Annotated in this window: 28 protein-coding genes; 22 read left to right on the top strand and 6 right to left on the bottom strand. The window is 54.0% G+C overall.

Annotation, left to right across the window (positions count from 1 at the left end; all coding sequences use genetic code 11):
• Nucleotides 1-991: 991 nt before the first annotated feature.
• Nucleotides 992-1,480: a bacterioferritin gene (gene bfr / locus GFR01_RS15265; protein WP_063903553.1), complete on the top strand. Its 489-nt coding sequence runs from the start codon at nucleotides 992-994 to the stop codon at nucleotides 1,478-1,480.
• 49 nt (nucleotides 1,481-1,529) lie between these two features.
• On the opposite strand, the gene GFR01_RS15260 is transcribed toward bfr, so the two are convergent.
• Both GFR01_RS15260 and GFR01_RS15255 read right to left on the bottom strand, forming a co-directional pair.
• Nucleotides 1,530-1,769 carry a (2Fe-2S)-binding protein gene (locus GFR01_RS15260; RefSeq protein ID WP_082872633.1) on the bottom strand — a complete coding sequence of 80 codons (240 nt, stop codon included), beginning with the start codon at nucleotides 1,767-1,769 and terminating at the stop codon, nucleotides 1,530-1,532.
• Nucleotides 1,770-1,888: 119 nt separating this feature from the next.
• A complete protein-coding gene (locus GFR01_RS15255; protein ID WP_063903552.1) occupies nucleotides 1,889-2,353 on the bottom strand; it encodes an Lrp/AsnC family transcriptional regulator in 465 nt (154 codons plus the stop codon).
• A 111-nt stretch (nucleotides 2,354-2,464) separates the two neighbouring features.
• On the opposite strand from GFR01_RS15255, the gene alr reads away from it, so the two are divergent.
• The 5 genes from alr to GFR01_RS15230 all read left to right on the top strand — a co-directional run bounded on the left by alr (nucleotide 2,465) and on the right by GFR01_RS15230 (nucleotide 6,811).
• Nucleotides 2,465-3,589 carry an alanine racemase gene (gene alr, locus GFR01_RS15250; RefSeq protein WP_099183121.1) on the top strand — a complete coding sequence of 375 codons (1,125 nt, stop codon included), beginning with the start codon at nucleotides 2,465-2,467 and terminating at the stop codon, nucleotides 3,587-3,589.
• A 124-nt stretch (nucleotides 3,590-3,713) separates the two neighbouring features.
• A complete protein-coding gene (locus tag GFR01_RS15245) occupies nucleotides 3,714-4,160 on the top strand; it encodes an RrF2 family transcriptional regulator (protein ID WP_099183120.1) in 447 nt (148 codons plus the stop codon).
• A gap of 236 nt (nucleotides 4,161-4,396) precedes the next feature.
• Nucleotides 4,397-4,714, top strand: a complete 318-nt coding sequence (locus GFR01_RS15240) for a DUF2849 domain-containing protein (RefSeq protein WP_099183119.1) — start codon at nucleotides 4,397-4,399, stop codon at nucleotides 4,712-4,714.
• Nucleotides 4,711-6,384: a nitrite/sulfite reductase gene (locus GFR01_RS15235; protein ID WP_099183118.1), complete on the top strand. Its 1,674-nt coding sequence runs from the start codon at nucleotides 4,711-4,713 to the stop codon at nucleotides 6,382-6,384. The genes GFR01_RS15240 and GFR01_RS15235 overlap by 4 nt, the downstream gene beginning before the upstream one ends.
• Entirely contained in the window at nucleotides 6,371-6,811 is a 441-nt protein-coding gene (locus GFR01_RS15230; protein WP_099183117.1) for a DUF934 domain-containing protein, read from the top strand. Before GFR01_RS15235 ends, GFR01_RS15230 begins: the two co-directional genes overlap by 14 nt.
• On the opposite strand, the gene GFR01_RS15225 is transcribed toward GFR01_RS15230, so the two are convergent.
• Nucleotides 6,808-7,857 carry a magnesium transporter CorA family protein gene (locus tag GFR01_RS15225; RefSeq protein WP_099183116.1) on the bottom strand — a complete coding sequence of 350 codons (1,050 nt, stop codon included), beginning with the start codon at nucleotides 7,855-7,857 and terminating at the stop codon, nucleotides 6,808-6,810. The two genes, GFR01_RS15230 and GFR01_RS15225, sit on opposite strands and share 4 nt — an antisense overlap.
• 177 nt (nucleotides 7,858-8,034) lie before the next feature.
• On the opposite strand from GFR01_RS15225, the gene trpB reads away from it, so the two are divergent.
• Together trpB and trpA are read left to right on the top strand one after the other, a co-directional pair.
• Nucleotides 8,035-9,261, top strand: a complete 1,227-nt coding sequence (gene trpB, locus GFR01_RS15220; protein ID WP_010503739.1) for a tryptophan synthase subunit beta — start codon at nucleotides 8,035-8,037, stop codon at nucleotides 9,259-9,261.
• Complete coding sequence (gene trpA, locus GFR01_RS15215; protein ID WP_099183115.1) at nucleotides 9,258-10,070, top strand: tryptophan synthase subunit alpha; 813 nt, start codon at nucleotides 9,258-9,260, stop codon at nucleotides 10,068-10,070. Before trpB ends, trpA begins: the two co-directional genes overlap by 4 nt.
• Before the next feature lie 69 nt (nucleotides 10,071-10,139).
• Here trpA and GFR01_RS15210 read toward each other — a convergent pair whose 3' ends face one another.
• A complete protein-coding gene (locus tag GFR01_RS15210; RefSeq protein WP_099183114.1) occupies nucleotides 10,140-10,706 on the bottom strand; it encodes an HdeD family acid-resistance protein in 567 nt (188 codons plus the stop codon).
• Nucleotides 10,707-10,983: 277 nt separating this feature from the next.
• Here GFR01_RS15210 and accD point away from each other — a divergent pair, with 277 nt between their 5' ends.
• Nucleotides 10,984-11,853 carry an acetyl-CoA carboxylase, carboxyltransferase subunit beta gene (gene accD / locus GFR01_RS15205; protein WP_063903543.1) on the top strand — a complete coding sequence of 290 codons (870 nt, stop codon included), beginning with the start codon at nucleotides 10,984-10,986 and terminating at the stop codon, nucleotides 11,851-11,853.
• Nucleotides 11,853-13,187, top strand: coding sequence for a bifunctional folylpolyglutamate synthase/dihydrofolate synthase (locus GFR01_RS15200; protein WP_099183113.1), 1,335 nt, complete (start codon nucleotides 11,853-11,855; stop codon nucleotides 13,185-13,187). Before accD ends, GFR01_RS15200 begins: the two co-directional genes overlap by 1 nt.
• Here the strand turns inward: GFR01_RS15200 and GFR01_RS15195 are convergent.
• Nucleotides 13,163-13,477, bottom strand: coding sequence for a hypothetical protein (locus tag GFR01_RS15195; RefSeq protein WP_063903542.1), 315 nt, complete (start codon nucleotides 13,475-13,477; stop codon nucleotides 13,163-13,165). The two genes, GFR01_RS15200 and GFR01_RS15195, sit on opposite strands and share 25 nt — an antisense overlap.
• A 121-nt stretch (nucleotides 13,478-13,598) precedes the next feature.
• Here GFR01_RS15195 and GFR01_RS15190 point away from each other — a divergent pair, with 121 nt between their 5' ends.
• The gene (locus GFR01_RS15190; protein WP_063903541.1) at nucleotides 13,599-15,113 is read left to right on the top strand and encodes a replicative DNA helicase; all 1,515 of its coding nucleotides are present in this window, start codon (nucleotides 13,599-13,601) and stop codon (nucleotides 15,111-15,113) included.
• Nucleotides 15,114-15,638: 525 nt separating this feature from the next.
• On the opposite strand, the gene GFR01_RS15185 is transcribed toward GFR01_RS15190, so the two are convergent.
• Nucleotides 15,639-16,031: a helix-turn-helix domain-containing protein gene (locus GFR01_RS15185; protein ID WP_016738407.1), complete on the bottom strand. Its 393-nt coding sequence runs from the start codon at nucleotides 16,029-16,031 to the stop codon at nucleotides 15,639-15,641.
• Nucleotides 16,032-16,139: 108 nt separating this feature from the next.
• On the opposite strand from GFR01_RS15185, the gene GFR01_RS15180 reads away from it, so the two are divergent.
• The 11 genes from GFR01_RS15180 to GFR01_RS15130 all read left to right on the top strand — a co-directional run bounded on the left by GFR01_RS15180 (nucleotide 16,140) and on the right by GFR01_RS15130 (nucleotide 24,782).
• Entirely contained in the window at nucleotides 16,140-16,448 is a 309-nt protein-coding gene (locus GFR01_RS15180) for a hypothetical protein (RefSeq protein ID WP_063903539.1), read from the top strand.
• Nucleotides 16,448-16,963 carry a hypothetical protein gene (locus tag GFR01_RS15175; RefSeq protein WP_063903538.1) on the top strand — a complete coding sequence of 172 codons (516 nt, stop codon included), beginning with the start codon at nucleotides 16,448-16,450 and terminating at the stop codon, nucleotides 16,961-16,963. Before GFR01_RS15180 ends, GFR01_RS15175 begins: the two co-directional genes overlap by 1 nt.
• A 117-nt stretch (nucleotides 16,964-17,080) precedes the next feature.
• Nucleotides 17,081-17,512 carry a hypothetical protein gene (locus GFR01_RS15170; RefSeq protein WP_063903537.1) on the top strand — a complete coding sequence of 144 codons (432 nt, stop codon included), beginning with the start codon at nucleotides 17,081-17,083 and terminating at the stop codon, nucleotides 17,510-17,512.
• 35 nt (nucleotides 17,513-17,547) lie between these two features.
• On the top strand, nucleotides 17,548-17,997 hold the full coding sequence (locus GFR01_RS15165; RefSeq protein ID WP_099183112.1) for a hypothetical protein: 450 nt from the start codon (nucleotides 17,548-17,550) through the stop codon (nucleotides 17,995-17,997).
• A complete protein-coding gene (locus GFR01_RS15160; protein ID WP_174694732.1) occupies nucleotides 17,978-19,294 on the top strand; it encodes a phage terminase large subunit in 1,317 nt (438 codons plus the stop codon). Before GFR01_RS15165 ends, GFR01_RS15160 begins: the two co-directional genes overlap by 20 nt.
• Nucleotides 19,295-19,336: 42 nt before the next feature.
• Nucleotides 19,337-20,761 carry a phage portal protein gene (locus GFR01_RS15155; RefSeq protein ID WP_063903535.1) on the top strand — a complete coding sequence of 475 codons (1,425 nt, stop codon included), beginning with the start codon at nucleotides 19,337-19,339 and terminating at the stop codon, nucleotides 20,759-20,761.
• Nucleotides 20,762-20,772: 11 nt separating this feature from the next.
• Complete coding sequence (locus tag GFR01_RS15150) at nucleotides 20,773-21,267, top strand: phage scaffolding protein (protein WP_063903571.1); 495 nt, start codon at nucleotides 20,773-20,775, stop codon at nucleotides 21,265-21,267.
• 80 nt (nucleotides 21,268-21,347) lie between these two features.
• The gene (locus GFR01_RS15145; RefSeq protein ID WP_063903534.1) at nucleotides 21,348-22,727 is read left to right on the top strand and encodes a hypothetical protein; all 1,380 of its coding nucleotides are present in this window, start codon (nucleotides 21,348-21,350) and stop codon (nucleotides 22,725-22,727) included.
• Nucleotides 22,728-22,780: 53 nt separating this feature from the next.
• Complete coding sequence (locus GFR01_RS15140; protein WP_099183111.1) at nucleotides 22,781-23,182, top strand: hypothetical protein; 402 nt, start codon at nucleotides 22,781-22,783, stop codon at nucleotides 23,180-23,182.
• A 7-nt stretch (nucleotides 23,183-23,189) separates the two neighbouring features.
• On the top strand, nucleotides 23,190-23,792 hold the full coding sequence (locus GFR01_RS15135; RefSeq protein ID WP_099183110.1) for a hypothetical protein: 603 nt from the start codon (nucleotides 23,190-23,192) through the stop codon (nucleotides 23,790-23,792).
• A gap of 12 nt (nucleotides 23,793-23,804) precedes the next feature.
• Nucleotides 23,805-24,782, top strand: a complete 978-nt coding sequence (locus GFR01_RS15130) for a hypothetical protein (protein WP_099183109.1) — start codon at nucleotides 23,805-23,807, stop codon at nucleotides 24,780-24,782.
• Nucleotides 24,783-24,820 lie beyond the last annotated feature (38 nt).

Genomic DNA, 24,820 nt, shown 5'->3' with positions numbered 1-24,820 from the left:
TAAAAGGGGTAGAACACAGGATGTTATCTCTTCCAGAAAGCTCCCAAGATCACCCTATGTGTCCTACTAGGCTCAGGACCCATGTGATTTAATAAGGAATGTGGACGATCGCTAACTCCGGAGTGGCCATCATTTTCGTGCACTCTCCTTGTCTTACATTAACGTGATGTTCCATGGGATATGATCTACACAAAACGGCGTACAGTCGTTGGGAATGCTGGGACTCCACAGAGATTTTCGCCCGAATTATGAACTATTTGAAGGCTGCCAAAACAGAGTCTCGAGCCTTTGTGATTCAGACGACTTACCTTCAAGTAGAAGGCATGCCTTCAACCTTATTGTAAAAGAGGAGATCCAAGGCGGCTGATCTGACGACCAAAAAATGAGAAGAATATAAAGCTATAACCATTATCGGTTAGAACAGAGGACCGGTCAGTTTCTTGATATCATCCGAACCTAGGCAATTATGCAGCCGCAGGTGCCTTGTTGGATAGTCTTCCTGCATCACAATGACTTCTGGCAAACTGGAGTTATGATTGTGAATGAGTCAGAGAGACCCTGAAGGAAACAAGTCCTCCGTTCCGGGATGCAGATCCTACTCAAAACCCATCAAATACAATAAGTGAAAAGACAAACGCGGCCACCGCATCGAAATTATGTTCTGAAAACTCAAGGGCTGGCTGCGTATCGCAACACACTCCGGCAGATACTCCGTCGTTTTGTTCTCAGTTTTCTGCTTCGTAGCAACCACTATCTTCGAGATAGACGTCCTGCGCCTAGGAGTGTTTAGAGTTTTACATGAATAATATTGCATAAATATCGGTATTGGAAATTAACTAATTGGTTTATATATAAAAACGATCTCTATATGAAAAGTATTCTCATTTTAAATGAGAATGTATATCAATAAAACAAAGCATAAAATTATCTATGATTTGTTTTTTCTGAATTTGTGTTATACGGAGACATAGATCATGAAAAGGACAGGCAGATGGCGATTAAAGATCCGAAGGTCATTGAGCACCTGAACACACAGCTTACCAACGAGCTGACCGCAATTAATCAGTACTTTCTGCACGCGCGTACCCTGCGCCACTGGGGTGTAACGCTGCTTGGTAAGAAAGAATACGAAGAGTCCATTGAAGAAATGCGTCATGCCGATTGGCTGATTGAGCGTATTCTCTTTCTCGGAGGTCTTCCGAATGTTCAACGTCTAAATCAGATTTTGATTGGCCAGAGCGTTGAGGAAATTCTTCAGTGCGATCAGAAGCTTGAGGAAAAGGCGATTGAAGATCTACGCGAAGGCATCGCGTACTGTGAGAGTGTTCGTGACTACGTCTCTCGTGATCTGTTGCTAAAGATTCTTGTGAACGAAGAAGAGCATGAAGACTTTATTGATCGCCAGTTTGATCTGATCAAGCAGGTTGGAATCGAGCGTTATATCCAGAAGAACTCTGCTGCTGCTCCTGATCAGGACTAAAGCGTTTTCAAAATACCCGGAGTTTCTTCCGGGTATTTTTTTATTGGGATCAGAGATAGGCAGCTTGTTCTGTCGCTTTTGGAATAATGGACGTCTGAGATACTGCAACTTGGAGTTTTCTTCGATCCTTTAAGGCCTGCTTGAGAAGGCACACCATACCAGGAACGCAGTTTCCGCATTGAGCACGGCATTTACGTGCTGAATAGATGTCTGAGGGCTTGGAGGCTCCGGCGTCAATCGCCGATTCGACATCTTTATGCGAAAGAGCGTTACATGAACAAATGATCATTAGCTGCTCGTGGTGTCCTGAAAAGGATGCGATAGATTTTATATATGTTAGTTGAGAGTGGTTCGCAAACGCATTTCGGTTTAAATTTTGGACATGTGAGCATTTGTTCATGTCTGCTTTCAGGGAGAAAGTGTGCCACTCCACCGTTGTACGACAGGCCTGATCGCAAAATTGCTTTGGATCCGGACCACGCCCGGGAGACGGGAAAGTTCTTCTTTGTGGATACGCTCGTAGTCTGCGAGGTCTCGAGCGGCGACATGCAGGAGATAATCGGCTTCTCCTGTCATAAGATAGCATTCGCGAATATCCGCACATTCTTTGATCCGGGCTTCAAAGCGGCGTAAGGATTCGTCTGTCAGGCGTTCTAAGGTTATCTGAACGATGACAGTCGTCAGATTATGAACAGAGCGATCGTCGATGACGGCATGGTATCCGCGAATGATGCCTTTTTCCTCCAGCATTTTAACGCGCCTCAGGCATGCTGAGGGGGAGAGACCCACACGCTCCGCCAGGTCTGCGTTGCTCATGCGGCCATCATGCTGGAGTAGACGAAGAATCGATTCTGTGGTTCGGTCGAAGATCATGTCACAATTTTCCGTCTTTTCTGCGCATATAATGCATATATCGGATTTTCACCTGAAGAATATGCTGAAGAAATGCAGGAAATTTTATTACGATATGGGTAAGATAAATCCATGACGATCTTATCTGGCCCGCATCTGTGGCCCGCATCTCGCGCTGGGGCGACGCTGACAGTTGATCTGGCTGCTATCGCCAGTAACTATCGCCTGTTATGTGACAAAGCGAATACGGCAGTGTGTGCGGCGGTTGTCAAAGCTGACGCTTACGGTCTGGGAGCGGAGCAGGTTGCTCCTGTCCTGGAAAAAGCCGGAGCACGCGAATTCTTCGTCGCGCATGTTGATGAGGGGATCGCGCTTCGCAAGATTGTTTCAGCAGAAGCGCGGATTACTGTTCTGCATGGGCCACGGCCTGATGCGGCGGCTGAGTGTGTTTATTTTGATTTGCGGCCTGTTCTGAACAGTCTGGAGCAGGTTGATCTCTGGAAAAAAGAGGTTATTCGCCAACAAGGCGCGCTGGATGCAGTGCTTCAGGTGGATAGTGGGATGTCTCGGTTTGGACTGTCTTTAAAAGATGTTCAGACTCTGGCGGCTGACCCTGACTACTTGAAGGGTATCCGTACAAATCTCGTTATGAGTCATCTTGCGTGTGCGGATGAGCCGAAAAATCCTGCAAACGAAATGCAGCGGCAGAGACTGCTGGAGATGACGGCTTATCTTCCTTCGGCTCCTTTAAGTCTCTCGGCTTCATCAGGAATATTTCTTGGGTCTGCTTATCATATGGGGTTGGTTCGTCCTGGGGCCGCGCTGTACGGAATTGCACCCAATAGTGACGACACTAACCCTCTGAAACAGGTTGTCCGGCTTCAGGCTCGGGTTCTTCAGTTAAGAAACGTCGATGCAGGTGATGGTGTTGGGTATGGTTTGACCTATCAGCCGCAAGGGCCTCGTCGTATCGCGACTGTTGCTGTCGGGTATGCGGATGGGTTTTCTCGACAAAATGGTGGGAAGGGGTGTGCCTGGTTTGGGGATATCAGGCTTCCGATTGTTGGGCGTGTCTCTATGGATTCTCTGGCGCTGGATGTATCTGATGTACCGGAGGCCCTGCTGCATGCAGATATGCATGTTGATCTCATTGGTGCTCGCAGGAGTGTAGATGATGTGGCCGCCGCCGCGGGGACGATCGGATATGAAGTTCTGACGTCTCTGGGAGGGCGGTATTATCGCGAATATACCCAATGAAGGGCCGAATTGGGACTTTGTCCGGCTCCAGTGATTGACAGGGCAGTCTGAAAGACCCAGATACACGAATGAGTATCGCGAGTTATTCAAGAGCTCTTTCTTTCACGTAGAATTCGGAAAATTCATGTATCTCCGTCGTGATCGTGCCCTGACAGCAGTTTCAATCATGCTGGATGTTGCTTTTCATGCGGGGCGCTCCGGTGTGGTGAGCGGTGCTGATATTGCCAAGCGGGGTAATATGCTACGGCGTGGAATCGAGTCGGTTTTGCAGGCTCTTTCACGGGAAAAGCTGCTTGATAGTGTTAGGGGGCCGAAAGGCGGATATCGGCTTGGTCGGCCACCCCGGACGATCACCCTGCATGAAATCGTTCAGGCTGTGACTGAAGACCGTGTCGCAGAAGGTGAAGCTGCGAATCCTCTCGTAGAGAAGGTTCTGGAACCTTTCTGGTCTGTGATGAATGCAGAACTGGCCAAGAAAATGGAGGCTGTGACCTTGGAAGGGCTGCTACGGCAGGCCGAAGAGGCAGGAATGCAGCGGCCGAGCCGGGCGCCGATCTCCTTTTCTATATAACAAAATAAAATAGTAATAAAAAAATATCACAAAAATCCAACGATAGAGGTTGGATAATTCACCATAATAGATCATTATTTTAAGCGTTATGGTGAATTATCTTTCGTTCTGTCGGGCGCACGGTTTTTGGAATTTTTTGATGCGAGCTTCTTTATAATGAGAAGGTCTCAGAGATACGCGCCTGTGCTTTGTGTGGAGACGCAGCTGACGTCAGTTCTGTTTCAGCGGAGGGCCTCATGAAACGACCAGTACGTGTTGGTGCGGGTGAGAAGCTCGTGCTGACGGCCAATCGCCTTCTGGATGGAACGATCGTGTGGCGGGATCGGTTGGGGCAATGGCAGCCTGTCATTGGCGCTGCTGAAAAGCTTGATGCCGAAGGGGTAAGTGATGTGCTGGACCTAGCTCAGGCCCGTGCCCAGGCAGATGGCGTTGTTGGTGTGTATGAAGTGGCGGTGAGAGATGTTGATCCGCCCGAGCCGGTGACGGTGCGCGAGCGTATTCGGGCGCATGGCCCCACCGTACATCCGGAATTTGCAGTGGAGACCGTGCAGTGAGTGTTCCTGTCGGCCATTATCAGTACGATCAGGTTGACCGCGATTTTCTGGAAGCCCGGATCGCTGAGTTTTCTGAGCAGGTGGCTCGTCGTATTGACGGTAGTCTGAGCGAAGATGAGTTCAAGCCGCTTCGGCTGATGAACGGTCTGTATCTTCAGCTTCATGCCTACATGCTGCGTATTGCCATTCCTTATGGCACGATTGATAGCAAGCAGATGCGGATGTTCGCGCATATTGCTCGCCGGTATGATCGGGATTACGGACACTTTACGACCCGGCAGAATATTCAGTTCAACTGGATCAAGCTGGAAGAAACGCCCGATATTCTGCGCGATCTGGCCAGTGTGGATATGCATGCCATTCAGACCAGCGGAAACTGCATTCGGAATGTGACGTCCGATGAATTTGCCGGTGCGGCGGCGGATGAGCTTGTTGATCCGCGAATTCATGCTGAAATTCTGAGGCAGTGGTCAACGCTGCATCCGGAATTCACGTTCCTGCCGCGTAAGTTCAAGATTGCCATTTCGGGGAGCCCGCATGACCGTGTGGCAGCGCGCTTCCATGATATCGGTATTCTGGCGCGACCGGGAGACGATGGCCGGACGGTTTTCCGCATTTTTGTTGGCGGTGGACTCGGGCGCACTCCGATTATCGGGCAGGAAATCTTTGATGCTGTGCCTGAGGAGCGGCTGCTTGCAACGCTTGAGGCGATTGTTCGCGTTTATAACGCGCATGGCCGGCGGGATAATATCTACAAAGCGCGCATCAAGATTCTTGTTCAGGCTTTAGGTATTGACGCTTATCGGGAAGCTGTTGAGGCTGAACTGGCTCAGATGGACTTGGAGCATTATCGCCTGACGCCCGAAATGGTGGATGCGATTCAGGCCCGTTTTGCGGTTCCCGAATTGTCTGCGCCGGACAATGCTGCTCAGGAATTGGCGAGCAAACGTCGGGAAAACCCAGAATTTGATCTGTGGGTTCGGAGCAATACACATCCCCATCGTGAGGCCGGGCATATCATTGCGGTTGTGTCACTCAAGCCTGCTGGCGGAATTCCGGGAGATGCGACGTCTGCGCAGATGGATCGTCTGGCGGATCTGGCGGATGAGTATTCTTTTGGCGAACTGAGAATCACTCATCTTCAGAACATTGTTCTGGGGCATGTGCGGCAGGATCGTTTGTATGCTCTGTGGAGCAGCCTGAAAGAGGTCGATCTGGCGTCTGCCAATATCGGGTTGATTGGGGATATCGTGGCTTGCCCGGGGCTGGATTACTGTGCGCTTGCGAATGCGCGGTCGATCCCGATTGCACAGAAGCTTGGTGCGCGGTTTGGGGATGCGTCTCTTCAGGCGGAGATTGGCGCGCTTCGGATCAATATTTCCGGCTGCATCAATGCGTGTGGGCATCATCATGCAGGCCATATCGGGCTGCTAGGGGTGGACAAGCGCGGTGAGGAGTTCTTCCAGATCACGCTTGGCGGACGGGCGGAGAACGGGGCCTCGATCGGCACGATTCTGGGGCCGGCGTTGCCGGAAGACGATACGGTTGATGCGATTGCAAGGCTTGTAGATCGGTATCTCGGGATCCGGCAGAAAGGCGAGACTTTCCTCGATACTTTGGACCGGCTTGGGGATGCTCCATTCAAGGAGGCGGCTTATGAGACTGTTTGAACTGGGTGAACGGACGGCAAAGGTTCATGAGTCTCTGGTGACGCTTCCGGAGCTTGCCGAGAACACGGATGTGCGGGCGGTATTGCTGGATATTGCGGATGATCCGGCGGCGCTGAAGCCTTATCTGAACCGGCTTGAACTTGTTGTTCTCCGGTTTCCGATCTTCCGGGACGGACGCATTTTTACGCAGGCGCGGGAACTGCGGGAATATCTTCGGTTTTCCGGGGAAATTCGTGCTGAGGGACATGTGCTGCCCGATCAGGCAGCGTTTCTGAAGCGTTGTGGTGTGGACAGTGTTGTGCTGCCGGAAGGAAGCGATCCGGAACTCTGGGAGCGGCAGTTGCACCGTTTTCCGGTGGCCTATCAGCGTTCCGTGCTGCCTTCGCGGCCGGTTGGTGCTGGTTTGCGAGTTGAGGAAGAAACCTAGCGGGTTCCGAACCAGCCCCGGCGCCAGAACCAGATGAGGGGCAAGATTATGGACAGCACCATAAGGGCCAATCCATAGGGGTAGCCGTATTTCCAGGATAGTTCTGGCATGTCCTTGAAATTCATGCCGTAGATGCCGGCGATCAGGGTTGGCATGATTCCGATCGAGCTGGCGACGGTGAGGACTTTCATGCCGTCGTTCTGTTCGATGCTGATGAAGCCCAGGGTTGCATCCAGAAGGAACTGGACCTTGCTGACGATCTGGGCATCGAAATCACTGAGAGAAGCGATGTCGCGTCCTGCGACTTTCAGGCGTGATTTGAATGTGTCAGCCGGGGTTGGGGATTTGCCTGCTGTGTCTCTGGTTGGCAGCGGGGAGGTGCCCTGGTCCTTTACCTTTTGCAGGCTCTGGCTGATGTAATCTTCCAGATAGATGCGGACACGGTCGATGCCGAGAAGGCTATCACGGACTGTTGAGGCCAGATCCCCGGCGTAGCCGAGGCGGCGCAGGGTTTCGCGGAGCATGGCGCCGACACGGGCGCGGTCCCTGGGTTGCTCGGCGTTAAAGACGCGACGCGAGATGGTATCGAGGGTTCGGCCAAGGCCTTCAAGAATATCAGCAAGGCGATTGATGATTTCTTCGATGAGCTCGACCAAAAGATCTGTGGATGATGGGGAAATTTTTCCCGTGGGGTATTCCGCCAGTCTTCTGCCAACGAGATCGAAGGCAAAATAGTCCGTATAGCGGACCGTGATGATTCTCTTTTCCGTCAGGATGAAGCCGACGGGCTTGGAGAACGAGACGTCATCGGCGCGCCGCACCAAGGGAGTGGAAAGGTAGAGGCAGTGGTCCCGTTCGTAGTGGCGGGAGGAGCTTTCGATCTCTTCCAGTTCGTCCTGTGTGGGAATGTGGACCCCAAGGAGTGTCTCGGCTTTTGTGATTTCGTCATGGGTTGGATTGATGAGATCAATCCAGTTGATGTCATTGATATCGACGTCGGGGCCGATCTCGCGGGCCGGTGTGCCGGCAGGCCGGGCGAGAAGCATCAGACAGGGATCCTTGGTCGGGGAAAAAGGAAAGGCTGAGTCATGTCGTGCGGTGGCGTTCCGTGCAAGGGGGCGTCGGGATTCGGTAAGGTACGTTTTCCTGGCGGATGTGTGGATGGACGTTCCTGCGCTGCCTTGGTATCGCTGGTCAGCCTTTTAAGCGGAACAGAGCCCGGTATGACGACCCCATCATCTTCCTTGCCTAATTCCTTGCGCTCCGGACCGGACGAGCGCGGCCGGTTTGGCGTCTTCGGTGGACGCTTTGTTGCGGAAACGCTGATGCCTTTGGTTCTTGAGCTGGAGGAAGCGTATCGCGCGGCTCAGGCTGATCCGGCGTTTCGTGAGGAGCTGGATTATTATTACCGGGACTATGTTGGCCGTCCGAGCCCGTTGTGGTTTGCGAAGCGTCTGACGGAAGAGCTGGGTGGTGCGAAGGTTTATCTCAAGCGTGAGGAACTGAACCACACGGGCTCCCACAAGCTCAACAACGTCATGGGCCAGATCCTGCTCGCGCGGCGGATGGGCAAGACGCGGATTGTGGCTGAGACGGGCGCTGGCCAGCATGGTGTGGCGACGGCGACGGTCTGTGCGCTCTTTGGGCTGAAATGCGTTATTTATATGGGTGCGACGGATGTTGAGCGTCAGAAGCCCAACGTATTCCGCATGCATCTCCTTGGGGCTGAGGTAAAGCCGGTAACGGCTGGGGCCGGGACGCTCAAGGATGCCATGAATGAGGCCATGCGCGACTGGGTTGCGAATGTGGCAGATACGTATTTTCTGGTGGGCACGGTTGCAGGGCCGCATCCGTATCCTGAGATGGTTCGTGATTTCCAGTCCATTATTGGTACGGAAGTGAAGGAGCAGATTGTCCGGGCTGAGGGGCGTCTGCCGGATGTGATTGTTGCGGCCATTGGTGGCGGTTCCAATGCGATGGGGATTTTCCATCCGTTCCTTGATGATGCGGATGTGCGTCTGATTGGTGTGGAGGCTGCCGGGCTGGGACTGGATTCTGGTAAGACGGCGGCCTCCATCTCCCGTGGGCGTTCGGGGGTGCTGCATGGCAACCGGACGTATCTGCTTCAGGACAAGCATGGTCAGATCGAAGAGGCGCATTCGATCAGTGCGGGGCTGGATTATCCAGGGATTGGGCCTGAGCATTCCTGGCTGAATGATATTGGCCGTGCCGAGTATGTTGGTGTGACGGATCAGGAAGCGTTGGATGCGTTCCAGCTTCTGACGCGGACGGAAGGTATCATTCCGGCGCTCGAATGCGCGCATGGACTGGCGCATGTGATGAAGATTGCTCCGGAGATGCCGAAGGACAAGATCATCGTGCTGAACGTCTCCGGCCGTGGAGACAAGGATATCTTCACTGTCGCGAGCCATCTGGGAGTGAACCTGTGAGCCGTATCAAAGCCCGTTTTGAAGCCCTCAAGACGGAGGGACGGGGCGCTCTGATTCCGTATCTTCAGGCGTTTGATCCGAATTATGAGACCTCACTGGAGCTGCTGAAGGCTATGCCGGCTGCGGGTGCTGATCTGATCGAGATTGGTGTGCCGTTCTCCGATCCTTCCGCGGATGGTCCAACAATTCAGGCGGCGGCACTGCGTGGGCTGAAGGCTGGGGCGACGTTGGGCGGCGTGCTGGAAATGGTGCGGTCTTTCCGGGAGACTGATGCCGAGACGCCGATTATTCTGATGGGATATCTGAACCCGATTGATAGCTATGGACCGGCGGAATTCTGCTTTGATGCGGTTCAGGCGGGTGTGGATGGCATCATTATCGTTGATATGCCGACGGAAGAGGCGGATCTGCTGGATGCTCATGCGCGGGCGGCCGGGCTGGATATTATCTCTCTTGTAGCCCCGACGACATCCCGGACGCGTCTGTTGCATGTGCTGAAAGATGCGTCTGGATTCGTGTATTATGTGAGCATTACAGGGATCACGGGGACGGGGAGTGCCAGTCAGGCGCAGCTTGAAGAGGCTCTTCCGAAGATTCGGGAAGCGACGGATCTGCCGGTTGCGATCGGGTTCGGGATTTCGACGCCTGAGCAGGCGCGGGCGGCGTCCCGGATTGGGGATGCGGCTGTTGTGGCGTCCGCTTTGATCAAGACGATGGCGGGGACGCTTTCCGAGGGGCGGGCGACGAGCAAGACGCTTCCGGCTGTTCTCGAGCAGTTGATCGCGTTATCGGCGGCGGTTCGGGCCTGATTTTCGGTTTTTGGTTTCAGGTTTGGGAAGCACATCGGGAGTGATCCCGGTGCGCTTTTTTTGTTGTGATCAGACTCTGTTACGCAGGGACATACCAAACAGGATAGCTGAGGCGCCGGCCATCAGGAGTTCTATGGCGATCAGGGTTCCGATCAGCCAGAAGCCGGACCAGGGAAGCGTCATATAGAGCAGGATACCGATCAGAAGCGTTAGGATGCCGCTGACGGCCAGTAGCCCCCATCCGCCGGTGGCTCGGTGTCCGGCAGCCCAGAAGGCGCGACTGATTCCGGCGAAGATCAGGCATCCGGCAAGGATGGCGGTGATGAAGACGGAGCCGGTTGCTGGCTCTTCGATCAGAAGGAGGCCGCCCAGGATATAGAGGCCGCCAACGAGACCGGACAGCCATTGGTTGGGGAGAGGAAGCCCTCTATGTGCGAAGCTTTGCACGACCTGGGCGACGCCACCGATAATGAGAAGGACGCCGAGGAGGACCATGCTGGCCAGCGTCGTGGCGACCGCATCGAAGGCGGCGAGCAGGCCCAGAACGACGAGGACAGCGCCGACGCCAATGAACCAGCCGGGCTTGAGGTTTGATCGGTTGTTAGGAAATTGCAGGGTATTAAAGCTGTTGGACATGAGATTTCTCCATGGCTGGCATTGCAAATGTCTGTTTCCATGCCGAACCGTGCCCGATAAAATGAGCGTAGAGCAGGGATGGTTGCCGAGCACCAGAGCTGTGACCGGTGTATGGGTAAGATGCCATGTTTTTGGGTGTCTGGGAGAGTTCTGGCTGGCAAGGCTGGCATAAATATGCTGGTGGCGTTAAAACGCGCCGGATATTGATGGTCTGAAACAGGGCCTTCCCCCCATTCTGGCCTTCGTCCCGAAGGCAGGCAGAGAGTAACGAGACGACATGAGCTGGCTGACCGATTACGTTCGACCCAAGCTGCGTGGCCTGCTTCAGCGGGACGTGCCGGATAATCTTTGGACGAACTGCGAGTCCTGTGGGCAGATGATGCTCGTCAAGGAAATGGAGCGGTCCCAGAAGGTTTGTCCGCATTGTGGGCATCACATGCGGGCGACGGCAAAGGAGCGTCTGGCCTGGACGTTTGATGGCGGTGAGTACACCACGATTGAGCTTCCGAAGATGCCGGTCGATCCACTGGGGTTCAAGGACTCCAAGCGGTACGTGGATCGTCTGAAGGATGCGCGGAACAAGTCCCATCTTGATGAGGGGCTGGTTGTTGCTCATGGCCGTATTCAGGGTCAGAAGGCTGTGGTGGCTGTGATGGCGCCTGAGTTCCTGCTGGGGACGATGGGTGCCGGACTGGGTGAGGCTTTCGTGGCAGCGTGCCGTTTGGCTGTTCTGCAGAAAGCGCCCCTCGTGATTTACACGGCATCGGGTGGTGCGCGGATGCAGGAAGGGGCGGTCAGCCTCATGCAGATGCCGCGAACGACTATTGGCGTTCAGATGCTTCAGGAAGCTGGGCTGCCGTATGTCGTGGTCTTTACGAATCCGACGACGGGTGGTGTGTCGGCCTCCTTTGCGATGCTGGGCGATATTCATATTGCCGAGCCGAATGCGCTGATTGCTTTCGCTGGGCCGCGTGTGATTCAGGATACGGTTCGGGAGAAGCTGCCCGAAGGCTTCCAGCGTTCCGAATATCTTCGCGAACATGGCATGGTGGATATTGTTGCCAAGCGTTCTGAGTTGCCGGAGCTTCTGGGACGTATTCTCGGGATGCTGACGCGCCAGAAGGCAGCGCCGGACGTCGCGGCCTGATGAACGCCCAGAAGGGGGGGGACATGGGGGCACCTGTGCGTCTTCCGGGCGAGTATCAGGGGCGACCGGGTGAAGTTCTTGCCCGTTTGCATCGGCTCTATCCGAAGCTGATTGACCTTTCCCTTGGGCGGCTTGAAATTCTTCTGGCCAAGTTGGGAAATCCGGAGCGCCATTTGCCGCCGGTGATTCATGTGGCGGGCACGAATGGCAAAGGGAGCACCTGCGCCAATCTGCGAGCCATTGCCGAGGCTGCTGGTCTTCGGGCGCATGTGATGACCAGCCCGCACCTTGTGAGCATCACCGAGCGATTCCGTCTGGCGGGTAAGCTGGTGGATGAAGATACGCTGGTTGAAGCTTTCGAAGAGGTTGAGCGCATCAATGATGGGGCGCCGATCACAGTTTTCGAGGTTCTGACGGCAGCGGGTTTTCTTCTTTTCTCGCGGATTCCTGCAGATCTCGTGATTCTGGAAGTTGGGTTGGGCGGACGGCTGGATGCCACGAATGTGGTTCCGAAGCCTGTGGCTTGCGCCATTACAACCATCAGTGTGGACCATCAGGCGTTTCTTGGAGAGACGCTGGATGTGATTGCAGGTGAAAAGGCCGGGATCATCAAGCCTGGTGTACCGGTAGTCGTGGCCCCTCAGGCTCCCGAAGCACTGGAGTCGATTCGATTGCGGGCTGAGGCGCTTGGAGCGCCAATGTGGGTTCTGGGGCGTGATGTTCAGGTGGATAGAGAGGTCGATGGTCTTCACTATTCTGATCCGCAAGGAACTTTGGATCTGCCGTCACCGGGTCTGAAGGGGCCGCATCAGGGAACGAATGCGGCTCTTGCGATTGCGGCATTAAGAGTATCGGCACTGGATATTCCCGTCAGTGCGTATGGCGGTATTGCCAGAACGGACTGGCCGGCAAGGCTTCAGAGGCTACATGGCGCTCTTGCAGAAAGGCTTCCGGCTGGCTGGGAGCTTTATCTGGATGGTGGGCATAACCCTGGTGCTGGGGAAGTGCTTGGCGCAGTGATGGATGGATGGAGCGATAGGCCTGTTCATGTCATTGCCGGCGTTAAGCAGAGCAAGGATGTGAGTGGTTTTCTTCAGCCGCTGATTGGCCGTGCATCCAGTCTTCAGGCTGTGGCTGAAGAGGAGCAGCATCTTGCAACACCGGTCGAGGAACTGATTGCTGCGTCAGGTGGTGTGGCGATTGCTGGTCCAACGATTATTGAAGCTCTGGATCGTCTTGCAGCGCAGAATTCTGCGCCTGCACGTGTGCTGATCTGTGGCAGTCTTTATCTTGCAGGCGTGGCTCTTGCTCAGGATGGCTGGGTCCCGGTCTGAGGGAAGGCTTGGCGGACCAGTTCCTCCCACTCCTGAATGATGGTCTGATCAGGCATTCTGGCGTCCGCTCGAGCGTACCAGTAGCGGGCGTTGGCGAGATCGCCTTCCTGACGATGAAGAAGGGCGTGGATGCGGTCGCATTCACGTGTGCCTTCTGCTGACTGCACCAGACGGTGGGCTTCTGCCCAGTTCTTTTTCCCAATCCACCATAAGGCGGTTTGGGAGAGGGACAGGTTAGAAGGAGGCGTCTGGGTTTGAAGGCTACTGCGGAACTCTGTCAGCGATAACATGGTGCTGTTTCCTGTTCAGGTGCGGTTTTCCGGTTTTGAGTGGAAACGTCTGATGGGGAGGATGGCTGCACATTCGGTCTCTGCTTCGGGGGCATGCTGGTGGTAAAAGACTGGCGTGACTATGATCGAATCCTATCCTTCTTCAGCTGCGTCTGATGCTTCCTCCGACGATGGAGGGCTAAGCGCGCTTTTGCGCCGTTCTCCGCCAGCGAATATCGCGGCCGAGCAGGCGCTTCTTGGTGCTATCCTCACAAACAACAAGGCCTATGAACGGGTTTCAGACTTTCTTGAGCCAGAACATTTCGCCGACTCGGTAAATGGTCGGATCTATGAGGCTGTGGCCCGGCGTATCGAGCGTGGGCAGTTGGCTGATCCGGTGACCATGAAGGCCGAGTTTGAGCATACTGGCGTGCTTGATGCCGCTGGTGGGCCTGCTTATCTGGCCAAGCTGCTGACGGCGATGGTCGGAATTGTGAATGCAGGCGACTATGGCCGGGTCATTCATGATGCATGGGTGCGGCGCCAGCTGATTGATATTGGCGAAAACGTCGTCAACAATGCTTTTGGTGCCCGACCTGATCTGGATGGCAGTGACCAGATTGCGGCTTCTGAAGAAGCATTGTTCAAATTGGCAACGGAGCGCGGTCAGGAAGGTGGCTTTGTCTCGTTCGGAAAGGCTCTGACAGGCGCTATTGACGTTGCGGAAAAGGCGTTTTTACGAACTGGGGATGTTGTCGGTCTCACGTCTGGCCTGCGTGATCTGGATAAGCGAACGGGTGGTTTGCACCCTTCCGATCTGCTGATTCTTGCGGGGCGTCCGGCGATGGGAAAGACGGCGCTTGCGACAAAAATCGCCTTTTCGGCTGCACGTTCGATCATGCGAGATGCGGAGGAAAAGGGCGAGAAGCCGCATGGGTCGGTAGCAATCTTCTCACTTGAAATGTCGTCCGAACAGTTGGCGACGCGTATTCTGTCGGGGGAAGCGGAAGTCTCGGGTGAAAAGATCCGGCGAGGCGATATCGGGCAAAAGGAATTTGATCGTTTTGTCCGTGTTTCCCGTGAGTTGCAGAAATTGCCCCTTTATATTGATGATACGCCTGCAATCTCTCTTTCAGCCATGAGGACACGCTGCCGGCGTCTGGCGCGGACACAGGGTCTGAGCTTGGTAGTAGTTGATTATCTGCAACTGATGCGCCCCGCGATCGGCACGAAGCCGGACAGCCGTGTGTTGGAAATTTCGATGATTACACAGGGTTTGAAAGCGATCGCCAAAGAGCTTTCTGTTCCAGTCATTGCTCTGTCACAGTTGTCCCGTCAGGTAGAATCCCGCGAGGATAAGCGACCTATGCTTTCGGATCTGCGCGAATCGGGTTCCATTGAGCAGGATGCTGATGCCGTGATGTTTGTTTATCGTGACGAGTATTATCTTCAGCAGAGAATGCCTAAGGACAGTGCGTACGATAGCAATGAGAAATTCCAGGCGGCTACTGAAGAATGGCAGCGAAAAATGGCTCTCGTGCATAACAAAGCGGAGCTAATTCTGGAGAAGCAACGACATGGCCCGACAGGAATGATCCAGCTGTATTTCGAAGGTGAATATACGCGATTTGGTGATCTGGATATCATTCACGAATAGGACTTAAGGGCGGCCTCCGGGCCGCTTTTTTTTTGCCTTGAGAGCGGAAGTAGAGAGGCTGAATTTCTGATCGGAAAAAGTGCTCGGAAAATTCACGGCTTCCGTTAACAATATAGAAATAATTTGTCGTAAATTGATGGGGAACACTTTGGTGTTTCGGGAAATGGAGAGGTCTTCGTCTTTCCAAGAATTGCGAAAATCTGCAGTTTTCCGTTCATTATGTGAGGACGCCAAAGGGAAGAGGAAGAAGGGCACCGGGGCAAAACTACGGCCTGGGTAAGAGTCATCAATGGCAAAGAGCCATATTTGCTCCTTGACCCAGTGGCATATTGCCATTAATTTATCGTTAATCGGCGGTTGTCGTGGGGATGGTCGCTGAGGAAGGAAGGGGGCCGGTTGATGCGTTGTGTTTCGCTGAGATCTGGAAACGTTTCTGATTGGTTCATTCCATCGCTGGTGCAAGCGTATTGCACCATGACGAATGGGGGAGCGTTCGAATGCGCGTTGAAGTCAGCGAAGATACCGTCAATGCAGATCCTCGTCTGGTCTCTTGGGCTGATCAGGTATGCCAAAAGTCGTGTTTTTGTCCGTGTCGGGAGCCATGTCTTGCCGCTGGAGCACCAACTCTGGGTGCAGGGCAGCCAACCGCAAGGCCAGTTCTTCGTCGGTTCGACCGTTCAGGACGCCCTTCAGGAGGAAGTCAGTTGAAACGCGCAACCGGTTCGAGAGAGCGGCAATGAGGAAAACGCTGGGTGCGCGGTCTCCACGCTCAATCTTGTTGAGGGTGGAGGCATCTACCCCCAGAAGCCGGGCACACTCGCTCTGGTTGGGAATAACAAGTTCCCGGGCCCAGGCGATACGTGTTCCGATGGCTCGCTGGAGGATAGTCAGGGAGTCCGAGCGCTTGTGTTTGGCCATGTGGCCTTTTTAGCAATGGCTTTATGCCAAATCCAGAAGAAGTTTTTTTTCTTACGATTTGTGGCATTTTGCCACGGAATGGTTTTTTTCTTCGTAAAGGGATTGATAATGAGGCAGATGAAAGAAGGCCATACCCCGCGTCGGATTTCTGCGAGCGAAATTGCGGCTATGCTGGCGTCTGATGGCTGGCAGCCGATGCGGAAAGCGGTGCGCAAGAAGGCTGCGGGCAAGGGACGGAAGATTTCTAAAGTTTCCGGGGGAACGGAAAAGCGACAGGTTTTTGATCGCGAAAGTGCAGAAGCGCTTCCCCCAGGCCATCCGGTTACGTGGAAAGCTTTGTGGGGTTCAGATCTGGCGCCCGCGTTTCCTGCCCTAGCCCCAATGGGCGCGTCCTCAACATGGGAAAATATTCACTGATGCATGGTTTAATTCGCGAAGTTTCTCATTGCGAGAAATTAGGGAGCGTGAAGCCTACTCTCGAGCGGCTTCAGCATCATGAGTTTCAAGAGCGTAATGGTGTTTCTCGTGTCGTGAACACGGTGCAGTCCATGTATGACGCGGGTGATATTGGCGACGATGAAGTTTCTGTCGCCGATCGCTGGTATAGGGAATATCTGTTTGCAACCCTGGGGGTTGTGGAAGAGCGGCCGTCTGATGGACGTTTTCGGGAAAAAGGGGATGTTCATACCTGGATGATGGGGCGCGGGAAGTGTTCTGCCCGGATTTCCGAGATCAGGGAAATGTTGGGATTGTGCGGACATGTTCGTCTGGAAATGCTGTTAGCGCGTGAAATGTCTTTTTCGGCTATGGCGCGTCAGCTGTATCCGGGGATATCTGAAGGTCGGGGAAGAATGAAGGTATCCGCTCAGTGTGGCCTTCTTTTAGAGCAGCTTGTGCATGTATATAAAAATATAAAAAAGAATTACCGTTAAAAAGTTATTGAATTTTGCATTCGGTTATTTTATAAAAAGAATACATTGAACGATTTTTATTTCTAAGGCCAATCCGAATTTCGGGTTGGCCTTTTTCATTGAAAGAATTTCTTGAAAATGGAACGATTGAATATCGTTCCCGGAGTGGTTGTTCTTTCCGGGCGACAAACAATGATTGTTTTGTGGGGTGAAGGCTCCGAGGTAATTGCGTGCCCATTGGTCTTTGCGGACGAGGCGCAGCATCGGGCGGACCATAATCTTGACTGGCATGAACTTGTGGAGGCTGGTTTGACGCGGCTGGATGTTCGATGCCGGGCTATTCCGTGTCAGCGTCAGGTCCTTTCTCTCCGCGCTATCGGGCGGGTGGATGAGGCTACGGTGCAGCGTCTCAGGATTAAGGCCCGGAAGGAGTGGAAACATCGTTTTCAGGAAAATGTGCCTTCGTCCAGAACTCGCGCGAAATCCCGTTATCTTGGGAAAACAACGGCTGTCTGGTTTGACGGATGTTCGATGAACAGTCGGCGTGAGGAACGCCTGCAAATGGGCTGACGGTCAGATATGGGGCCGTATGAGGATATGAGCAGATGAACGAAACACAGACTGACGGACTGCGAGGACGGAGTGGGCGTTCCCGTCGGCGTAAGGAACGGTTTCTGGAGCATCTGGCGAAAAGTGGAAATGTTTCTGACTCTGGTCGTCTTGCTGGAGTTCAGAGAAGCACGCTGTATCATTGGAAAGAAACAGATGCGGCTTTTGCGTCTCAGTGGGAGGATGCGCTGGAGGATGCAGCAGATGTGTTGGAAGCTGAAGCGAGACGTCGTGCTCTAGAGGGCTATGACGAGCCGATTACTTACGCAGGAAAAGTGGTTTGCGATCCGGAGACAGGTCATCCGCTTGTCAGGAAAAAATATAGTGACGGGTTGATGGCATTTCTGTTGAGAGCGCATCGTCCGTCGCGTTTCAGGGCGGGGCAGGATGAAATTCCTGCAGCGCCTATTTCCATCAATATCAGTTATGATGACAGCGTCCTTTAGACTGAATGATGCACAGCGTGATGCTGTTCGACTTCTGGGAGGTCCGGCTCGCCATATTTTGCTGAGAGGAGGGTCGAGGTCCGGTAAGACATTTGTTCTGATCCGGGCGGTTGTCATTCGGGCCTTGAAAGCTGCTGGAAGTCGGCATGGTATTTTCCGTCATCGGCTGACAGCTCTGAGGGCCTCTGTTCTGCGGGATACGTTTCCAAAAGTTATGCAGCTCTGTTTTCCGCAGGTGAGTTGGAAACTGGAGCGGCAGGAAAATATCGTCACGTTTCCGAATGGCTCGACAATTTTTTTTGGAGGTCTGGATGATGAGCAGCGGACTGAAAAAATTCTCGGTCTTGAATTTTCGACAGTTTATCTGAACGAAGCGAGTCAGATCAGTTATGGCGCGCGAAATATGCTGCTGACGCGTCTGGCTCAAAAATCTGGTCTTGTGAACCGCGAATATATTGATGCCAATCCTCCAAGTGTTGGCCATTGGCTTTATGCGTTGTTTGAAATGGGGATTGAACCGAAATCTGGCGAGCCGATAGCGGATCGTTCTTTATACGACACGATGATTCTCAACCCTCATTCCAATAAGGATAATCTGGGGGAAGAATATATTGCGGCATTGGAAGCGTTGCCGGAACGTGAGAGGCGGCGTTTTCTTCATGGAGAATATCAGGCAGCGGTTGAAGGTGCCTTGTGGCGTATTGACTCGTTTCGACGGGAAACCGCGATTACAGCAGGTAGCCGGATGGATGTTGCGTGTCGGATGCGGCGGATCCTGGTGTCTGTCGATCCTTCGGGTGCGTCTGGGCCTGAAGATTATCGCTCTGATGAAATCGGAATTGTAGTTTGCGGGGTAGATGCTGACGGTGTCGGGCATGTGCTGGAAGACCTGTCGGCGCGGGATAGTCCGGCGGGGTGGGCAGCTCGTGCCTTGCATGCGCTTGATGACTGGCGGGCCGAACGCATTGTAGCCGAGCGCAACTTTGGTGGTGCTCTGGTGGAAAATACAATTCGAAGTGTGCGGGCTCATGCGCCGGTACGATTAGTGACGGCCGCGCGCGGGAAAGCAGCACGTGCTGAGCCGGTTGCGGCACTCTATGAAATTGGCAAGGTGGTTCATCACGGGCGTTTTGAAACGCTTGAGGATCAGCTCTGTCATTTCTCGGTCAGTGGATATCGCGGCTCCAGGTCTCCGGATCGGGCGGATGCGATGGTCTGGGGGCTGAGTGAACTGATGCTGTCTGGCAGCAGCGGTGTGACGGGCTGGAGCCCGTCAGGATTTTCGTTGGCGCGCTGAAAAGCCTTCGGGCTTCAGGTGGGCTTTAGCACTGGAGAACTCATGGACTGGTTGTCCCTGCAGCGGCGTTATGCCGTGCCGGCGGGTGCGTCTGCGCGGACTGCGCGCCTGTTGGCGTTGAGACGTGTTCTGGACGGTACGCAGTATGATGCATTGCCTCATCCGTTCTCGATGGAGCGATCGGGAGCGGGGGAGTACATTCCGCTTTCTAACAGACGTCCGTCCGTCAGAAGTAACCTTTGCCGAACTGTTGTCGATGAATCTGTTTCCCTGCTGTTCGGGGATACGCACTGGCCTAGCCTGATTGCCGATGACACGCGGGTGTCAGATGCGATGGGGGTCTTTGCTTCTCAGACGCGGCTGGCATCTTTGATGATGGAAGCTGCGACTGTTGGGTCCATTGGTTCGGTAGCGGTTCTTTTTGAGGTTTCGGCTGGTGTGCCGAAACTTTCGGTTTTGGATACGGCGTATCTGACCCCGTTCTGGGATGATGTCAGCGGCGAATTACTGCGCGTTGAAGAGCGTTTCCTGGTTCGGGGGCGTGATCTGGCTGTGCAGGGATATGCGATTGGCGAAGACCTTCTGGGTGCTCAGTTCTGGTGGCAGCGGGTCTGGACGCCGATGGATTGTGCAGTGTCCGTTCCCTGGCTCGTGGGGATGGATGGGGGCGTGCGGGACGAGAGCCGGTCCGTTCGTCATGGGCTGGGGTTTGTTCCGATTGTCTGGATCCGAAATCTTGGCGGTCGTCAGGGGCGAGACCCGGAAGGTGAATGCACGTTTGAGCGAGCGATTGATACGGTTATTGAGGCGGATTATCTGCTGTCTCAAGCTGGGCGGGGGCTGAAATATGGTTCCGATCCGACGCTTGTTCTGAAAACGGGTGGATTTTCCGAAGGTGTGGCGCATCAGGGTGGAGCATCTTCGGCTCTGACGTTGCCGCCTGAAGGCGATGCCAAGCTGCTTGAAATCAATGGCAATGCGGCAGGAGCGGTACTCGAGCATTACCGGGAGCTTCGGCAGATCGCGCTTGAGCAGCTTCATGGCAACCGGGCGCATGGTGACCGGATTTCTGGCGTGCAGTCTGGCAAAGCGATGGAGATGATGTGTCAGCCGTTGATCTGGCTGGTGGATCGGCTGCGTCATTCCTATGGCGAGAGTGGATTGCAGGCCATTTACCGGATGGCATGTCGTTTTTCGTGTGTTCTGGAGAATGGTCTGCGTCTTGGTGGTGTTCTGGTGAAGGACTTGCCGTACTGCCGTATGACGTTGCGGTGGCCTGCCTGGTTCCCGGCAACAGATCCTGAGCTTCTGTCTCTGGCGCAGGGGCTTGTGACAGCGGTTTCAAATGGAATTCTGAGCCGGGAGACGGCTGTCAGGATGTATGCGACGGCGTCGGGGAATTCTGATCCCGGGACGGAGTGGCGGCTTCTGGAAAACTGGGTTGCGTCGCAGGACGCGGAAGAATGAGCAGAGAAAAAATGTCCGGATCTGAAGATACTATTGAAGATGTGGCAGAACTTCGTCAGGCGCTTGCGGAAGCGATGGACGAAGTAAAATCCGTTCGTCAGGCTATGGCTGAGGCTGAAGTCAAAAGGGAGGAACTTCAGCGTACGCATGAAGAAGTCATTTCCCGTGTGAAGCGGGAAAGCGATCATGATGTCATGGTTGCTGCATTGCGGTCTGAAGCCATTCGGATGGGCGCGCATAACCCTGACGATGTTGTGCGTCTGGTCAATATGGAAGGGGTCAGCCGCAATGATGACGGCACGGTTGTGGGTGTGACAGAAGTTCTGGAGCGAACCCGGAACGACCGGGCGTATCTGTTTGGTGACTTGGTACGCCCTGGATACTCCAGTGGAACGACGGTTGGGCATCCTGCACCCAGGCCCGGTGAAGCCGAGGCGTTCAATGCCCGGTCTGCGACGGATTCCGATTACGAAGCCCGCAAATGGCAGTTTTTAGCCGGAGCCTGATGGCTCGGGTGTGAAGTGATTGATTGTGGCCGGTAAAATTCTACCGGAAATTTTCCATAAATATTTACGGAATGAAATTCATGAGCATTGATAATTTTCCAGTTCAGCTTCAGGCCGCCATTCAGCAGGGTTTTCTGGCACGCGAATTTGAGAACGGCCTGAAGTCCCGTCTTGGGTTCCGTCAGGTTGCTGATCGGGAAGTTTTCCCGAACGCGATTGGTGAGACGCTGACCAAGACGCGCAAAAGCCTGAAGGCTCCCGTTACGACGCCGCTCAATCCGACGGGCAATACCAATTTTGATAATGGGATGAGTCCCGCTGGTTGGTCCGTCGAGCAGTATACGCTGTCGATCAACCAGTATGGTGACACGATTGATCTGAACATGGTCACGAGTGGCGTCGGGATTGCGTCCCAGTTTCTTGCCAATGCCAACACGAATGGTGTTCAGGCGATGCAGTCTCTGGATCGCCTGGCTCGTAATACGCTTTTCGGTGGCGCTCAGAATGGTGTTGGCGGTTATCTGGGTGGCAATACACGTGTGAACGTTGCGCTGGATGCGGAAGGGGACACCATTCAGGTTGATGATATTCGCGGGTTCCAGTCGGTTATCGTCAATGGTCAGGTGACGCTGATCGGGTCCAGCAGTGGCATGACTGTCACCGTTGGTTCGGATGTTTACACGCTTGTCCGGGTTGTGGCGGATGCGACCAATATTTCTACAGCGCCGGGCGGTATTTCGGGGCAGATGACATTTGCCAGCAGCGTTTCTGTTTCCGATGGTGCTCTAGGGCAGCCTGTGGTTGCCGCGACTGCGCCGAAGGTTATTCGCCCTAATGGTCGCCTGACGACGGCGGCGCTTCAGACCGCGAGTTCGAGCGGTCTGGCGGATACGCTCGGTATCCAGCAGGTTCTGGCCGGTGTTGCGACACTGCGCAGGAATAACGTGCCGATGATCAATGGTGCGTATCACTGTTATCTGGATGATATCCAGCTTCTGTCGCTGTTCCGCGATGATGATTTCAAGCATCTCTATCGTGGTGCGTATGGTTCGGAAGAATATCGTTCGGGGCAGGTGATTGAACTTCTGGGCGTTCGCTTCATTCCGACAACTGAAGCACCTCAGCAGCTTTCGCTGGGGGCTGGACCCATTCATCGTGCACTGCTTTTGGGTCAAGGGGCGCTGATTGAGGGCGATTGTGCGCTAACGGGACATTCCGACATTCCAGACGCTGATCGCGCGCTGATTGAGATGGTTGATGGTGTGGCGATGGTGACCCGTGAGCCGCTGGATCGTCTGCGGCAGATCATTGCGCAGTCCTGGTACTGGATTGGCGGTTTTGCGCTTCCGACGGACGTGACGGCGGATACGAATGTTATTCCGACGGCGACCAACAGCTATCTAAAGCGTGGTGTTGTGATTGAGAGCCTTGGCACGGATGCGCTGGGCATGACGTTCTGAAAATGAACTGGGGCCTCGTGAGGACACGGGGCCTTTCAGGTCAGGGGAAAACTATGTCTGGAACGGTAAGTCTGTCTTCTACTCCTTTAACGGAAGGAGAGAAAATGGATGTCCGTAGGTTCTGCGGGTATCCGGCTGTCGGGTCTCGGGAGACAGGGCAGGAATCCTGGCGTTTCTTTCAGGTTGAAGGAGCGCTTGAATGGCGTATGGGGAACCTGTCAGGCGCAGAACTTCAGCAGATCCGGCTGTATTTGTTGCAGCTTTACCCTCTTGAAACGGCCCTTCTTGGGGCTTCGGACAATCTGGATACGGCGCAGGCTGCGAGCTGGTATCACAATGGTCATGAATTGCGGGATCGGGTGACGCTTTTTACGCTTTGGAGGCGTCGTCTCTGTGCGTTTCTTGGTGTGACGGGCGGTCTGGAACTGCAGGATGGTCGTGCCGTGGTGATTTGAAGGAGGCATGATGAATCTGGAACTGATTGCGTCCAGGATCTGTAAAGGACACGCAAAAGCAGCGGGTATCCTGGGGCAGACGGGTGTGCAGTATCGGCCTGTTAATCCGCTGGAGCCGATGCAGGCGGTTTATGCCCATCCCATGCTCGCTTTTGACACGGATGACTCGTTTTCATTTTCCCGCGTTCCTGGTTGGGGCAAGGTTATGGAATATGTTCTGACGGATCGGCGAGATGATACGCTGGTTGGGGATATTCTGACATGTGCTGGGAAAACGTTTTTTGTCGCGGCGGTTGAGGATTTGAGGCCACCCTTATGTGTCGCTTGTAGCCGGGTTGTACAGGTCAGCGGCGTGACCGGAACAGAAGGGAATGTTATTGAGGATTGTCCTGCCGCGATTGTTTTGAGGTCAAAAGGAGAAGGTTCGGGGAGTGGCGTTCCAGGTTCCGTACGGCCGGGTCAGTTTATCATGTACCTGCCACGTCTTCCTGGTGTCATGCTTCAGCCTTACATGACGGTCACGACAGATCTCGATGTTACCTATACTGTGAATACTGCTGAAATGTCTGACTGGGGCTTGCGGTGCACCATGTCTTTGCAGCAGATCTGAGAGGACATAGATATGGCGGATGCCTCTCAGATGAGTCAGGCGCTGGCGTATGTCTGTGCGGGAATATTATACCCCGACGGTTTGGAAAAATCCTCCGTTACTGGGCGGCAGGCGATCGTTCGACGAGGCTGGCTTTTGCCCAGTGATATTTTTACAGCTCAGAATATTCGGAATTATACCGATTTTGTGACTGTCACGATGGCTGCTCAAAAGGGGGCGACTGTACCGGAACCGTTGGGGCGCCCGTGGCAGGTTCAGGCACGTATCCTGCCGACTGTTTCGGTTCGTCAGAGTGGACAATCCGTGCAGGTTGTTTTTCCGGAAAATCTGCCTCCTTCAGGGGTTGTTGGCCTCTGGTATGACGACGGTGAACTTCAGACGACGGCCGCTTATGCGGTGACCGCGCAAGATACGGCAGAAACTGTGGCTTCTGCTTTGGCAAAACAATTGCTGAACGGGACTGCGGATGGTGCGGTTGTCAGTGTGCCGGGTGTTTCGGTGCTTGGAAATGTTGTCGGATATGGGGAGTCTGTTCGCGTTAGCCGCCGGCAGAGTCAATTGTATCGTGTTTCAGTCTGGACCGCGGATGCCAGCGTTCGGGATATGATAGGGCGGTCTCTTGATACGGAGCTTGCGGAGAAGAACTGGATATCGACATTGGATGGTCGACAGGCGCAGTTGAAGTTTGTGGGTGTTGAAGATGTTGACGCCATGCAAAATCAGGCGGTTTATCGTCGGGATTATCTCTATGAGCTGATTTTTGACACGCTCCAGACCCAATGGACTGCTGACATGATGTTTGGAGTGGGGACTATTGATGTCGGAGGGCAGGACAGTGGCTTTGGTGCAATTGCACCTGCACCTGGGGAGGATGTTGTGAAACGGGCGCTGGAGGCGATGGCCTCTGCTGCTCTTTCTGTGTCTGCCCAGTTTGAATATCCGGGAATGTCGCTGAATCAGTTTGGTACGGTTGTCAGTTCGGCAGACTGAAAAGAAAAAGAATTTAATTGGAGAAGCCTTCTGTTCCG

This window comes from Gluconobacter frateurii (assembly GCF_002723955.1).
GTDB lineage: Bacteria > Pseudomonadota > Alphaproteobacteria > Acetobacterales > Acetobacteraceae > Gluconobacter > Gluconobacter frateurii.
This window is presented reverse-complemented; position numbering and strand designations above follow the sequence as displayed.